The following is a 14408-nucleotide window of genomic DNA, read 5'->3' as shown; positions in this document are numbered from 1 at the left end:
TCGCAGCTAGACAAAATGATTGCAGATATTTAACTTCTTCTATTATCCAGTTTTGAAGGAACAATGTTCCTCATAGTTTGGTGGCGATAGCGAAGAGGTCACACCCGTTCCCATTCCGAACACGGCAGTTAAGCTCTTCAGCGCCGATGGTAGTTGGGGGTTCTCCCCCTGTGAGAGTAGGACGCCGCCAAGCAAGCGAAAGGCCAGCAGAGATGCTGGTCTTTTTTGTGTGCAGAAAGGAGACATTATAATAACTAAAAAGAATATAAAGAGTAAAAGAGTCAAATAAGCCCAAACCTGAATGGGGAGAACCAAGGAGGTCGAGGAAGCGAAGGAGTGAGCACCGGAGTGTACGGTGTACACGAGGAGCGGAAGGACTGAAGCTGACGAAGAGATCCGCCGGTTATCGCCGTTCAGGAGTTCGAACACGGCAGTTAAGCTCGTGCGCCGATATTGGACTGCAAGGAGCTTCTGCTAAAACCGCCACGTCCTGTGGCAACGCAGAAGTCAGCACATCCTGTGCAAGTCCTGTGAGAGTAGGACGCCGCCAAGCAATTGGGAGGCCAGCAGAGATGCTGGTCTTTTTTGTGTGCAGAAATGGGTATTTCATAAGAGCTCAAAAGAAAAGAGGAAAAAAATTGAGTAAGCCAAAATCAGAATGGCAGATATAAATGGCGGTAATACTCTAGCTAGCTGATAAAGAGTTCCGACGTCTGGTTATTGCCGTTCAGGAGCTCGGACTTGGCATCTAAGCCTAAGTGCTGATGACAGTAGGTGCAAGCAAAGAACTTCTGCTATAACCGCAGGGTGCAACGGAGAAGCAGCCAGCACGTCCTGGGAGCAGAACGCCGCCAATCGAATGAAGTATCAAAGAAGTGCTGGTATTTTCTTGTTGACTATTTTTTCTCACACTTTCTTTGGGGTATCACAAGCAGTGAACGATGGTGGCAACTAAGCAATTACTCTTTTTTAAACGTGTCCCCACGAAAAATCCAGCTTAATCAATGTAGCCTGCTGAACACACAATAGTGATTAAGCAGGTGCCGCAGTCCCATCTATTTACGAACCTCATCATAAAAACGTTATCTAAAGTTTTTCTCCTGTTAACATCTACTGCTCCCTGTTTCATTTCGTTTTAAGACGTTCCTTCATCAGCCATTCAAAGACTAAGAATGGAGTTTTGTCCTGGGAAATATTCAAAAACTCCGAAATATATGGATAGTCATCGTTAGGGGCGGTTTTTAACAGTTCTGACCACCATTCTGTTTCATACCTTGAAATCATGCTTAGATTATAAAGGACGAGATAATGTATCATCAATTCAGGAAATAGGTAACAGGGGGAGCTTTTGTTAAGGGATAGCATGAAGCTTTTTTCAAACATATGATAGTGTATGGGTGAATCCTGATTCACCAGCAATCCTTGTTCAGCGGATAAAGAGATTGATGATGAATGAGATGATATGTTAATGCTGCTGTTTAGTTTGGATTCCAAATAACCTTTAAATCGGTTTTCTGTCATATTAAAGCTTGATAAAATGGCAATTGGCAAGTGGAATGCTTCCCCAGCAGATTGTAGTTCCTGGAATGTTTTTTTAGATGCTAAATAAAGATGGCAGTCTTTTAGCTCCGGGATTTCTCTTAGCAGCTGCTCCATGGTATATTTCTCTGATTCAAGATGTTTCATGTGGAACATCTTTTCAGCTATGTTTGTGAATAATCCGTTTTTTTGCACTTTCACTTCATCAAACATAAATTCATATTGCTGTTTTTTTCTTTTTCGCGTGGTCACTCCGTGCGCTAGATCCGTGGTTGATTCAGGGTAGTTCGAATCTAAAGTGAGCAGGCAGGCCTTTAACAGCTGTACAAATCCGTAGAAAAGCAAAACAGGTTTCAGTGATAGAGGAGCGATTTGAGCCTGATTGTAGTAAGTTTGCCCATGTTCAAGGTAATACATAAATGGATAGCAGTTTTCGAAGCTTTTTAATTCAGCTTCTGGATTATTTTCTCTTTCATAGCATTTCCTAAGAAAAGACTGTGTAGAAGATGCTGAACTGAAATAGATGAATTTGTTGCTGGATGGATTGGGTGGCTGCATATTATATTCTCCTTAAATTGATAGTAGTGATAAACGTGCCTGTTGATTTCAGGATAGAAAGACTCGGTCTGGATTCGCCTGGCCAGCGCTCACTTCAATCAACAAAAATCAGCTTGTATTTTAATAAAGCATAATTGATAGAATTATCAAACATTTCCACTTTACCTTGACAGTATTTTGTCCAATTGATAACCTACAAATAATATTTTTAAGCAGGAGGGGAAAAATATGTGGGAAAATAAATTTGCAAAAGAAGGTTTAACTTTTGATGATGTGCTGTTAGTACCCGCTAAATCAGAGGTTTTGCCGAAAGATGTGAACTACCAGGTCTCATTAGCAGAAAATTTAACATTGAATCTTCCAATTATCAGTGCCGGGATGGATACGGTGACGGAAGCTGAAATGGCTATTTCCATGGCACGCCAAGGCGGCTTGGGAATTATCCATAAGAATATGTCTATTGAGGCACAAGCTGATATGGTTGATAAAGTTAAACGCTCAGAAAGCGGAGTAATCAGTGATCCCTTTTTCCTCACTCCTGAACATCAGGTTTTTGATGCAGAGCATCTGATGGGCAAATATCGTATTTCAGGTGTTCCGATTGTAAATAACGTGGATGAAAGAAAGCTTGTGGGCATTATCACAAATCGTGATCTGCGTTTCATTTCTGATTTTTCCATTAAAATTGCCGAGGTTATGACAGCAGAAAACCTGGTTACTGCCCCTGTTGGAACCAATCTTGAGCAGGCAGAAAAAATCCTGCAGAAATATAAAATTGAAAAACTCCCGCTGGTTGATGAGGATGGCGTGTTAAACGGTCTGATAACAATCAAGGATATAGAAAAAGTGATTGAATTTCCTAACTCCGCTAAAGACAAGCAGGGAAGATTGCTTGCCGGTGCAGCTGTAGGGATTACGAAGGATACAATGAAGCGTGTAGAAATGCTCGTTAAAGCACATGTTGATGCTATTGTGGTTGATACAGCGCATGGACATTCATTTGGGGTCATTGAAACTGTTAAGGAAATCAGGGCAGCTTATCCTGAATTAACAATCATTGCAGGAAATGTTGCGACGGCAGAAGCTACAAAAGAACTAATAGAAGCTGGAGCAGATGTAGTGAAGGTTGGCATTGGCCCTGGTTCCATTTGTACTACACGCGTGGTTGCAGGTGTAGGCGTACCTCAAATTACTGCCATTTACGACTGTGCCACAGAGGCCCGCAAGCATGGGAAGACGATTATTGCTGATGGAGGCATTAAATACTCCGGTGATATCGTAAAAGCATTGGCAGCAGGCGGACATGCAGTTATGCTTGGCAGTATGCTTGCTGGCGTAACAGAGAGTCCCGGCGAAACAGAAATCTTCCAGGGACGCCGTTTTAAGGTGTACCGCGGAATGGGTTCTGTTGCTGCAATGGAAAAGGGGTCTAAAGACCGATACTTCCAGGAAGAAAACAAGAAATTTGTGCCTGAAGGAATTGAAGGGCGCCTCCCGTATAAGGGACCTCTGGAAGAGACTATATACCAGCTGATTGGCGGATTGCGTTCAGGAATGGGCTATTGCGGTGCTGGAGACCTTCACGCACTGAGAGAAAGATCTCAGTTCATCAGAATGACTGGTGCAGGACTGAAGGAAAGCCATCCGCATGATGTACAGATAACGAAGGAAGCACCAAACTACTCCTTGTAAATTCTAACTTTTTCCTTAGTTGGAAGGAATAATTTTCCGTGAAATTTTAGGCAGAGGGACCCATTACTCTGTCTATTTTTTTTGTATTACATGTGATAAACTAGACAAGGTGCAAATCAAACAACGAAGGTTTTTCTCTTCGTCCTATACAGAAGCTATGAAAGTTGGAGGTAAAAGAAATTGAAAAGAATCACCCAGATATCACTGGTTTTTACACTGTTATTTGTTCTTGTTGCGTCCCAATTCTCCTACAATCCCCGTACTGCAAAAGCTGCAGAAGATAACCTGGGCTTAAAGGCAGATGCAGCACTGATCGTAGATGCCAAAACAGGGAAAATTATATATGAAAAAAATGCTAATAAAGTAATGGGTATCGCCTCTATGTCAAAAATGATGACAGAGTACCTGGTTCTTGATGCCATTGAAGATAAGAAAATCAGCTGGGACACACCTGTGAAAATCAACGAATATGTACATAACTTATCTAAAGCTCCTAATCTTTCAAATGTAGGCCTGACGCAAGGTGAGGAATACAAAGTGAAAGAGCTTTATGAAGCAATGGCTATTTACTCAGGAAATGCAGCTACTGTTGCTTTGACTGAGAAGATTGCAGGCAGTGAGACTAATTTCATTCCCCTTATGAATAAAAAGGGAAAAGAGCTTGGATTAAAGCATTTTAAATTTGTGAATGCTACTGGACTAAGCAATAAAGACTTGCTTGGACACTTCCCGACCGGTGATGCGAATGATGAAAATGTCATGACTGCGAAAGACGTCGGCCTTCTTGCTTACCGCCTTTTGAAGGACCATCCGCAGGCATTGGATTATGCGAGCATATCAAAACTGAAGTTCCGTGATGGAAAGACATATCCTAATTTTAACTGGATGCTTCCTGGCCTGATTTATCATTATGATGGAGTAGACGGCCTGAAAACAGGCTCGACGGATTTCGCTGGATATGCATTTGCTGGCACGGTGAAACGAAATGGCCAGCGTTACATTACCATTGTTATGAAATCAACATCAAAAGCACAGCGTTTTGTAGATGCTGCCAAGCTGATGAATTACGCTTACGATAGCTTCAAAAAAACACAAATCCTTCCTGCGAATTATGTGGTTAAAGGCAAAAAAACATTGCCTGTAGCAAAAGGAAAAGAAGATTCCGTTAAAATCAAGTCAAAGAGTGCCATTGATTTAGTCGTCAAAAACAATGGTGAAGAGAAAAATTATACACCGCAGCTTGTGATCGACAAAAGCAAGCTGAATAAAGATGGCGAATTAACTGCACCTATTAAAAAAGGCGAGAAAATTGGATATTTGACTGTCAAGAAAAAAGATGGCTCTGATTATGGTTTCCTTAATAAAGACGGAGACAAGTATGTAAGGTCTGATGTTGTGGCTGCCGAAACAGTAGAAAAAGCAAACTGGTTCGCTCTATCTATGCATGCAATCGGAGGATTTTTCGCTGATGTATGGGATAGTGCTTCTTCTGCGGTAAAAGGCTGGTTCTGACCGCTCCTAATCAAAATGTAAGCAATCTGCATAAAATGGTTGCATCTGTTGAAAAATTATAGTACATTATGGAAAACATTTTATATTTTAAAACCATGACAGGAAATAGTACCAAAATTACTTTCTAAAAGAGAGCCGGTGGCTGGTGTGAACCGGTGAAAGGATTTTGGGGATCCATCCTCGAGTAAAGTAAGGAACCCCCATGCGGGTCAGTAATTACTTTCGGCATTAGCCGTTATCTAACTGAGTGAAAGGCAGGAATCTGCTTTTAACTAGGGTGGCAACGCGGGTTAACTCTCGTCCCTTTTATAGGGACGGGAGTTTTTTGCGTTTTTCGTCAATGTCATGGATGAAATTTAAGGAGGAATAAGCAATGCTGGATGTAAAATATTTGCGCAATAATTTTGAACAAGTGAAACGTGCCCTGCAGTTCCGCGGGGAAGACATGACAGACTTTGGTAAGTTTGAGGAGCTTGATGTCAGCCGCCGTTCTTTACTGGTGGAAACTGAACAGCTGAAAAGCCGCCGTAATGAAGTTTCCCAGCAGGTTGCTGCATTGAAGCGGGAAAAGAAGGATGCCGACCAGCTGATTGCAGAAATGCGGGAGGTTGGCGACAAAATCAAGGAATTAGATGAAAAGCTTCGCACAGTGGAAGAGCAGCTGGATAAATTGCTTTTATCTATACCGAATATTCCTCATGAAAGTGTGCCGGTTGGGGAAACAGAAGATGATAACGTTGAAATAAAAAAGTGGGGAGACATTCCAAATTTCAGCTATGAGCCCAAGCCGCACTGGGATCTTGCTGATGAATTAGACATCCTTGATTTTGAAAGAGGAGCAAAAGTCACGGGAAGCCGTTTTGTTTTTTATAAGGGTCTTGGAGCAAGACTTGAGCGCGCATTGATCAGCTTTATGCTTGATTTGCATACAGAGGAACATGGGTATGAAGAAATGATGCCTCCGTTTATTGTAAATCGGGCCAGCATGACAGGTACCGGCCAGCTTCCTAAGTTTGAGGAAGATGCATTCCGTATTGAAAGTGAAGATTATTTCCTTGTGCCTACAGCCGAGGTGCCAGTAACGAACTATCACCGCGATGAAATTCTTGCTGCTGATGCATTGCCTATCAGCTATGCTGCCTATAGCGCTTGCTTCCGCTCTGAGGCAGGATCTGCTGGAAGGGATACACGCGGGCTGATCCGCCAGCATCAATTCAATAAAGTTGAACTCGTAAAGTTTGTAAAGCCGGAAGATTCTTATCAGGAGCTTGAGAACCTTACAGGACACGCAGAAAAGGTCCTTCAGCTGCTTGGGCTTCCATATCGTGTGCTAAGCATGTGTACAGCTGATCTAGGCTTCACAGCGGCTAAAAAGTACGATATTGAAGTTTGGATTCCAAGCTATGGCATATATCGTGAAATTTCTTCTTGTTCAAATTTTGAGGCTTTCCAGGCAAGACGTGCAAATATCCGATTCCGCCGCGATGTTAATGCGAAACCGGAGCATGTCCATACGGTAAATGGATCTGGATTGGCCATCGGCCGTACAGTTGCTGCTATCCTTGAGAATTATCAGCAGGAAGACGGAAGTGTCGTCATTCCAGAAGTACTGCGCCCATATATGCGCGGTGCTGAAGTGATCAAGCCATAAACTAAGTAAAAGGACTTTCCTTGCGGGAGTCCTTTTATTCATATAAAAAGGTGTGCCCTGCACACAGTTGAATGTCACTTTTTTTATGTCCAAAAACTTTTTTAAAAAAATGTTTCAGTAGTGTTGACATTTAGTTTTATACTTGGTATTATATTAATTGTTGATACGGTGATACGGAGGAATACCCAAGTCTGGCTGAAGGGATCGGTCTTGAAAACCGACAGGGGTGTCAAAGCCCGCGGGGGTTCGAATCCCTCTTCCTCCTCCATTAACTTATTAATAACCATAGCGCATAAAATTGGATATCGATAAAACCTGCTGCAGGAATGCGGCAGGTTTTTTGTTTTGCTGAAATAGAAATAACTGTGCAAAAAAATCACCGGATCTGCTAAAGGATCCGGTGATTTACTATTATGTTCAATACTCTGAAAGTCTTCAGAATCTCTTGATTATATTTTTCTAAGTTTCCTTGTCTGTTCCATGAATGATGCAATTCGTTCAACAATTGGCTCAATGGATTGTTCACTTTGGATAAGATCATAGTCATTGATATTCAAACGCAATACTGGGCATGCATTAAAGTGATTAATCCAGTCTTCATAGCGCTTATGCATCTCTTTCCAATATTCAATCGGCGTCTGCTGCTCCATAGGGCGCCCGCGTTCTTTGATCCGGTCAAGAATGTCTTCCAGAGAACCCTCCAGATAAATCAGAAGATCAGGGTGAGGGAAGTAAGGTGTCATAACCATTGCATCAAAAAGGCTTGTATAGGTTTCATAATCGATATGGTTCATGGTTCCTTTTTCATAATGCATTTTAGCAAATATTCCGGTGTCTTCATAAATGGACCGGTCCTGGATAAATCCGCCGCCATATTCAAAAATGCGTTTTTGCTCTTTAAAGCGTTCAGCTAAAAAGTAAATTTGCAGATGGAAGCTCCAGCGGTCAAAATCGTCATAAAATTTATCAAGGTATGGATTGGTATCCACCTTTTCAAAAGAGGTTTTAAATTTCAATGCCTGTGCAAGAGCATTGGTCATGGTCGATTTACCGACGCCTACCGTGCCTGCAATTGTTATGATGGCATTATTGGGAATATCGTACTTTTTACGTAGGTTCATTCGTACATGCTCCTTTAAGTGCATTCTCAACTTGAGAAATAATCATTGATAGGTCTTGTTCCTTTTCCACAAAATCCAATGTATCTCCATTAAATCTAAGTACGGGAATATCGGGATGTGTTTCTTCGAATGTCTGCATAAAGCTTTGGTAATCACTGGACAGCTGTTCTAGATATAATGGGCTGATATTTTTTTCAACATCTCTGCCCCTTTTTCCAATCCGTTTAAGCAGGGTGTCGAGGCTGGCATCTAAATATACGACCATATTCGGCTTAGGCATATCCTTTGTTAATATATTGAAGATTTGCAGGTACTTATCATATTGGCGGTTCTTCAGAGTGCGTTCGGCAAAAATAAGGTTCTTGAATATATGGTAATCAGCTACAACCGCCTGATTATTGGCAAGGAATTTTGTTTCAATATCCTCTAGTTGTTTATAGCGGTTACACAGAAAAAACATTTCTGTTTGAAAGCTCCACTCATCTATATTTTCGTAAAATTTGCCGAGAAAAGGATTTTCATCAACAATTTCTTTTAATAATACGAACTGAAAATGATCGGAGATGGCCTTTGCAAGCGATGTTTTTCCCACACCAATCGGACCTTCAACGGTGATAAATGGTGTGTTTCTCATGGATTCCTTCCTCCTTCAAAACTCTATCTAAATCAATGTATAGGTCACTCTTCATTGTTTGTTTTTTAAGCCAAGAATTATTGTATCACAGTCTAGTAGCTTAAGTGAGAGATTTCTTGCAGGGGAAAAATTAGAAAAGAGAAAGAGACTGCTTTTAGCTTGAGGCAGTCCTGTGGAAAATCAGAAAATAGGAGGAAACGATCCGCTTTTATCAATCTTAGCCTTCAGAACATTTTGCATCATCGTCAATGCAAACTGATTATCCTGCATACTGGCAGAAGCAATGCAATTGGACGGAATCCACAATTTATATTCTCTCATATAAGCATCATTGGCTGAAAAAAGTACACAGATATTGCCTGCAATTCCTGTTAAAATGAGTTTCTTAACTCCGAGATGGTGAAGGAGTGTATTCAGAGCTGTTCCGTAAAAGGCTGAATGCTTTGGTTTAATCAGAAAATAATCACTTTCGCCCGGCGAGATTCTCCCGATCATGGCGGCCGTTTTGCTATTTGTACAAGCTGAGATGATTTTACTGTAGTCTGCCTGCCACAATTGATAATGGTCATTGATGTAAATGACGGGCATGCCTCTTTTGTTCATTTCCTTTTTTAACTGAAGAATCGGATCAATAATCGGAAGTGTATGTTCAAAAAGCAGATCGCCGTGGCTAAAATTAAAATCATTGATCATATCTATAATCAATAACGCATATGGCGAGGTTTTGGAATTATTCATGATCATCCCTCCTTATAGAACAGTTGTTGCATGCCTGAAAATAATACGCTACTATTCATGATTAGATACATTCATTTAAATGTATAAACAGGCATGTGCTTACCGATTATTTTGCCAGTAATTTTTATCTTTACTCATGAAAGGATCCTTCACGTGAAAGATGATGCATATTTTATGGAAATTGCCCTGGAAGAAGCCAAAAAGGCATTCCGGCTGCAGGAAGTTCCAATTGGGGCTGTAATTGTAAAAGACGGTGAAATCATCGCCCGGGGCCATAATCTAAGGGAAACAGAACAAAGTGCAATTGCCCATGCCGAGCTGCTTGCAATCCGTAATGCATGTGATATAGAAGGCACCTGGCGTTTGGAGGATGCCGCACTTTATGTAACGCTTGAGCCTTGTCCGATGTGTGCAGGAGCCATTCTTCAGTCCAGAATCAAAAAAGTGGTGTTCGGCGCATATGATCCTAAGGCGGGGTGTGCCGGCACATTTATGAATCTGCTTCAGGACAGCCGGTTCAATCATCAGTGCGAGCTCGTCCAGGGGGTATTGGGCGATGAATGCGGAGAGATACTGAGCAGGTTCTTTAGGGAACTGAGAGAAAAGAAGAAAAGAAAGAAAAAATTAGCTCAGTTAGAAAATCAAATGACATTTGACAAAGAATAACCATTTGCTTTTTTCCTTCCGGGTTAGTATAATAATTATTGTGTCACATGTGGCACATAAAATTGGTAGCAAATTTGCCGTGCTAGGCGGGGAGGTAGCGGTGCCCTGTACTCGCAATCCGCTCCAGCGAGGCTGAATCCCTTCTCGAGGTTAGTATCCTGTAGGGCCTGCCTTAAGTAAGTGGCGTTGACGCCCGGGTCCTGCGCAATGGGAATCCATGAACCATGTCAGGTCCGGAAGGAAGCAGCATTAAGTGGAAGCTCTCATGTGCCGCAGGGTTGCCTGGGCTGAGCTAACTGCTTAAGTAACGCTTATGGGTGCTAATCGACGGAAGGTGCACGGCAGTTATTACATAGTAGATAAACTCATCCGGACGGATGAGTTTTTTTATGCCCTTTTTTGAAAAAAACAAAGGCGTTACGATATAATAGAGGGACAGGAGAAAATATAGGAGGTTTAAAATCGTGGGGTATCAAGCATTATATCGAGTGTGGAGGCCGCAGCAGTTTATAGATGTAGTCGGCCAGGAACATGTTACAAAAACCTTGCAGAATGCTCTCATACAGCAGAAAGTTTCCCACGCCTACTTATTTTCAGGTCCGCGCGGCACAGGGAAAACAAGTGCGGCGAAAATCCTTTCAAAGGCAGTGAACTGTGAGCGTGCTCCAGTCAGTGAACCGTGCAATGAGTGTGCAGCATGCAGGGGAATAACGGATGGCTCCATTCCTGATGTAATTGAAATCGATGCGGCATCTAACAACGGTGTGGAAGAAATCCGCGATATCAGGGATAAAGTCAAATATGCCCCTAATGCGGTTACATACAAAGTATATATTATCGATGAAGTCCACATGCTCTCTCAAGGGGCCTTCAATGCGCTTTTAAAGACCTTGGAAGAACCGCCTAAACATGTAATTTTCATTTTGGCAACGACAGAGCCGCATAAAATCCCGCTGACTATCATTTCACGCTGCCAGCGTTTTGATTTTAAAAGAATTCAGCCGCAGGATATTGTTGGCCGCATGTCGCAAATCATAGAGGAAACAGGTGTAAAATGCAGTGAGCAGGCTCTGCACATTATCGCAAGGGCAGCAGAAGGCGGAATGCGGGATGCTCTCAGCCTTCTTGACCAGGCAATCTCCTTTAGTGAGGATGAAGTAAGTGTTGAAGATGCACTGACCGTGACAGGCTCTGTATCACAGGCATTTCTAGGCAGGCTGGCTAGGGCCATTTATGAGAAACAGGTGGCAGAAGCCCTGCAGGTCCTTGATGAATTGCTGGCACTGGGAAAGGACACATCCCGCTTCATTGAGGATATGATTTTCTTTTATAGAGATATGCTTTTATACCAGGCTGCACCAGGACTGGGAGATTCCTTTGAACGGGTTTTAATTGATCCTCAATTCAAGGAATTAGCGGGCTTGATTTCCCAGGAACAGATTTATATTAATATAGAAAATTTTAATAAAACACAGCAGGAAATGAAGTGGACAAACCATCCGAGGATTTTTCTCGAAGTAGCACTTGTTAAGCTCTGCAGCCAGGACAGGGGAAGCGGAAGCGGAAGCCATGTGCCTGACGGCCAGGTTCAGGATCTGTTAGGGAAAATCGGGGAGCTTGAGAGACAGCTTCAAAGCATTAGAGAACAGGGAGTGCCTGCAGCTGAAAATGTGAAGACGGCCCCTGCAAAGGCCCAGCGGATCAATAAAAAAGCCTACAGGGCTCCAGCAGGAAAGATTACACAGATACTGAGGCAGGCAACGAAACAGGATCTTCAGACAGTAAAAAGCCGCTGGGGAGAGGTATTGGAGCAATTATCTCATCAAAATCAAAAATCTCTTGCTGCTTTATTGAACGAAGCGGAACCAGTTGCTGCGTCTTCAGCAGCTTTTGTGTTAAAATTCAAATATGATATTCATTGCCAAATGGCGATGGAAAATGACCGTTTTATAGAAACGATGGCCATGATTTTGCAACAAATCACAGGCCATCGCCTGGAGATGGCTGGTGTCCCGGAAAGTCAATGGCAGCAGCTGCGCGAGGATTTCCTGGCAACACAGAATCAGGATTCTACTGAAACGGACAGGAAGCAAGATGAAGATCCTTTTATAGCAGAAGCCCGTAAATTAGTCGGTGATGAACTGCTCGAAATTAAAGAATAATGGAGGCGTGAAAAATGGGTATGCGTGGCGGAATGGGAAATATGCAAAATATGATGAAGCAAATGCAAAAAATGCAAAAGAAAATGGCTGAAGCACAAGAAGAGCTTGGCGAAAAGAAAATCGAAGGAACAGCTGGCGGCGGAATGGTCACTGTCATCGTTACAGGGCACAAAGAGATTGTAGAAGTAAACATTAAACCAGAAGTGGTAGATCCGGATGATATTGAAATGCTTCAGGATTTAGTTCTTGCTGCAACTAATGATGCTTTGAAAAAAGCAGATGAGCTTTCAAACTCAACAATGGGACAATTCACCAAAGGGTTAAACCTTCCGGGCGGAATGTTTTAAGAAAGAGTGAAACTCACTATTATCCAACAAGCGTAACCAGCCTGGTCGTTTTTGCTTAGGACATCTCTTTCCTGTTTGCTATGTTAAACAGGGAGAGGTTACCTGCAGAAACTTCCTGACTGGCTTATACGCTTTTTTTTTGAGTACTGTTATGTAATGCCCTGCTTCAGGGTCCTTTAGATTTCTAAGAGTAAGATTATGCCCGCCGCCAAGCAGGAGTTTCCTCTCCTGATGCTGGAAGGTGTGTTTAAGCTGATTCAGCCAGCCTGCTGCATATCCCGAATGGACGAGGAAGCAGGCTGTGCAATATCGGCTGTTATGATGAGGGGGAATTCTATGCATTATCCTGAACCAATTTCCAAGTTGATCGACAGCTTCATGAAACTGCCGGGCATTGGCCCTAAGACAGCATCCCGGCTAGCCTTTTTTGTTCTGGATATGAAAGAAGATGTTGTATTGGATTTTGCCAAAGCACTCGTGAATGCCAAACGGAATCTTACCTATTGTTCAGTATGCGGACATATAACCGATCAGGATCCTTGTTATATATGCGAAGATCAGCGGAGGGACAGAAGCCTTGTCTGTGTTGTCCAGGATTCAAAGGATGTTATTGCCATGGAGAAAATGCGGGAATATAATGGCCTGTACCATGTCCTTCATGGAAGCATTTCTCCTATGGAAGGAATCGGACCGGAGGATATTAATATTCCCGGGCTTTTAAAACGCCTGCAGGATGAAACTGTTCAAGAAGTGATTTTAGCTACGAATCCGAATATAGAAGGTGAAGCTACAGCCATGTATATTTCGAGGCTTTTGAAGCCGTCAGGCATCCGGGTAACAAGAATTGCCCACGGATTACCTGTTGGCGGAGACCTTGAATATGCAGATGAAGTAACACTATCCAAGGCTATTGAAGGAAGAAGAGAAATTTAACAAAAATTTGGGAGGCCTTTCATTGTTTTTTCGCAGAAAAAATTGGCTTCGGAATGAATTTGATCAGGAATTGATTCAGCAATTGGAGCATCTAAAGAGAAACTGGCTGGACCAGCAATCTCTCCTGGAAAGAAGTCTAGATCCATCTGAAGATGCAATTGTTCAAACAAAGCTGGCTGAAGCTAAGTATTTTTACCTGTTTAAAGAAGCCAAAAAAAGAAAAGTAAAAATAAAGAGACCATAGTAAGGATTAATCCGGGGTTTCACAGCATTTCATATTCTTATGTTCTTAACTTGAACTTTGAGTCATAAAGTGTAGTACAAGTTATGCAGGGGGGGATTGTTGTGGAACCTATTGTTATTATCGGAATTATTGTAGGGCTTATCTTGCTGCTTCTTTTTGCAGGTGCTCCCCTAAAACCTATTCGCTTTGCAGGGCAGGGGATTATCAGGCTGATTATAGGAGCCATTTTTTTATTCTTTCTAAACGTCCTGGGAAACAGACTGGGCATTCACGTACCAATTAATCTTGCAACGTCAGCTGTTGCAGGCCTTTTGGGGATCCCGGGAGTTGCAGCTTTGGCAGCCATTGATTACTGGGTGGTTTAATGATAGACATTTGAAACCCTGGCATTTTCTGTCCGGGTTTTTTTATGTCATGAATGAATAAAAAATTGGTTTGATAATATATTGAAATAGTTATTGACGATATTTTAAATTGGTGATATTATATTTCTTGTCGCTGAAAACTTATATTGCTTGCTGATTTAAAAAAAGCAAAAAATAAGTATTGACTTAGTGAAACATAACTTATATAATAATAAAGTCGCTTACGAGATAAACGACAAATTGCTC

13 protein-coding genes, 1 tRNA gene, 1 rRNA gene, 1 other RNA gene and 1 other annotated feature are annotated in these 14408 nt (G+C 42.1%); of the genes, 12 read left to right on the top strand and 4 right to left on the bottom strand.

The window, feature by feature from the left end; genetic code table 11:
• Positions 1-76 precede the first annotated feature (76 nt).
• A 5S ribosomal RNA gene (gene rrf, locus BIV59_RS21160) occupies positions 77-193 on the top strand.
• A gap of 932 nt (positions 194-1125) precedes the next feature.
• Here rrf and BIV59_RS21155 read toward each other — a convergent pair.
• Positions 1126-2097 carry a YaaC family protein gene (locus BIV59_RS21155; RefSeq protein ID WP_071353443.1) on the bottom strand — a complete coding sequence of 324 codons (972 nt, stop codon included), beginning with the start codon at positions 2095-2097 and terminating at the stop codon, positions 1126-1128.
• Positions 2098-2325: 228 nt separating this feature from the next.
• On the opposite strand from BIV59_RS21155, the gene guaB reads away from it, so the two are divergent.
• From guaB to BIV59_RS21135, 4 genes are all read left to right on the top strand, one after another.
• Complete coding sequence (guaB, locus tag BIV59_RS21150; protein WP_071353442.1) at positions 2326-3789, top strand: IMP dehydrogenase; 1464 nt, start codon at positions 2326-2328, stop codon at positions 3787-3789.
• A gap of 180 nt (positions 3790-3969) precedes the next feature.
• Positions 3970-5301: a serine hydrolase gene (locus BIV59_RS21145; RefSeq protein WP_071353441.1), complete on the top strand. Its 1332-nt coding sequence runs from the start codon at positions 3970-3972 to the stop codon at positions 5299-5301.
• A gap of 86 nt (positions 5302-5387) precedes the next feature.
• Positions 5388-5609: a binding site (T-box leader), on the top strand.
• A gap of 65 nt (positions 5610-5674) precedes the next feature.
• The gene (gene serS, locus BIV59_RS21140) at positions 5675-6952 is read left to right on the top strand and encodes a serine--tRNA ligase (RefSeq protein WP_071353440.1); all 1278 of its coding nucleotides are present in this window, start codon (positions 5675-5677) and stop codon (positions 6950-6952) included.
• A 175-nt stretch (positions 6953-7127) separates the two neighbouring features.
• Positions 7128-7220: transfer RNA gene (locus tag BIV59_RS21135), tRNA-Ser, on the top strand.
• 181 nt (positions 7221-7401) lie between these two features.
• Here BIV59_RS21135 and BIV59_RS21130 read toward each other — a convergent pair.
• The 3 genes from BIV59_RS21130 to BIV59_RS21120 form a co-directional block, all read right to left on the bottom strand.
• Complete coding sequence (locus BIV59_RS21130) at positions 7402-8073, bottom strand: deoxynucleoside kinase (RefSeq protein ID WP_071353439.1); 672 nt, start codon at positions 8071-8073, stop codon at positions 7402-7404.
• Complete coding sequence (locus tag BIV59_RS21125) at positions 8060-8707, bottom strand: deoxynucleoside kinase (RefSeq protein ID WP_071353438.1); 648 nt, start codon at positions 8705-8707, stop codon at positions 8060-8062. Before BIV59_RS21125 ends, BIV59_RS21130 begins: the two co-directional genes overlap by 14 nt.
• A gap of 180 nt (positions 8708-8887) precedes the next feature.
• Positions 8888-9445, bottom strand: a complete 558-nt coding sequence (locus BIV59_RS21120; protein ID WP_071353437.1) for a cysteine hydrolase family protein — start codon at positions 9443-9445, stop codon at positions 8888-8890.
• A 153-nt stretch (positions 9446-9598) separates the two neighbouring features.
• Here BIV59_RS21120 and tadA point away from each other — a divergent pair, with 153 nt between their 5' ends.
• The 7 genes from tadA to BIV59_RS21085 all read left to right on the top strand — a co-directional run bounded on the left by tadA (position 9599) and on the right by BIV59_RS21085 (position 14162).
• Entirely contained in the window at positions 9599-10111 is a 513-nt protein-coding gene (tadA, locus tag BIV59_RS21115) for a tRNA adenosine(34) deaminase TadA (protein WP_071353436.1), read from the top strand.
• Between the two features lie 77 nt (positions 10112-10188).
• Positions 10189-10453: signal recognition particle sRNA large type (gene ffs / locus BIV59_RS21110), an RNA gene on the top strand.
• A gap of 122 nt (positions 10454-10575) precedes the next feature.
• Positions 10576-12273, top strand: coding sequence for a DNA polymerase III subunit gamma/tau (gene dnaX, locus BIV59_RS21105; protein ID WP_071353435.1), 1698 nt, complete (start codon positions 10576-10578; stop codon positions 12271-12273).
• A 20-nt stretch (positions 12274-12293) separates the two neighbouring features.
• A complete protein-coding gene (locus BIV59_RS21100; protein ID WP_071353445.1) occupies positions 12294-12620 on the top strand; it encodes a YbaB/EbfC family nucleoid-associated protein in 327 nt (108 codons plus the stop codon).
• 336 nt (positions 12621-12956) lie between these two features.
• Positions 12957-13553, top strand: a complete 597-nt coding sequence (gene recR, locus BIV59_RS21095) for a recombination mediator RecR (protein WP_071353444.1) — start codon at positions 12957-12959, stop codon at positions 13551-13553.
• 22 nt (positions 13554-13575) lie between these two features.
• Positions 13576-13797, top strand: a complete 222-nt coding sequence (locus BIV59_RS21090; RefSeq protein WP_071353434.1) for a YaaL family protein — start codon at positions 13576-13578, stop codon at positions 13795-13797.
• A 101-nt stretch (positions 13798-13898) separates the two neighbouring features.
• On the top strand, positions 13899-14162 hold the full coding sequence (locus BIV59_RS21085) for a pro-sigmaK processing inhibitor BofA family protein (protein WP_071353433.1): 264 nt from the start codon (positions 13899-13901) through the stop codon (positions 14160-14162).
• Positions 14163-14408 lie beyond the last annotated feature (246 nt).

It is taken from the genome of Bacillus sp. MUM 13 (genome assembly GCF_001866725.1).
Lineage (GTDB): Bacteria > Bacillota > Bacilli > Bacillales > DSM-1321 > Peribacillus.
This window is presented reverse-complemented; position numbering and strand designations above follow the sequence as displayed.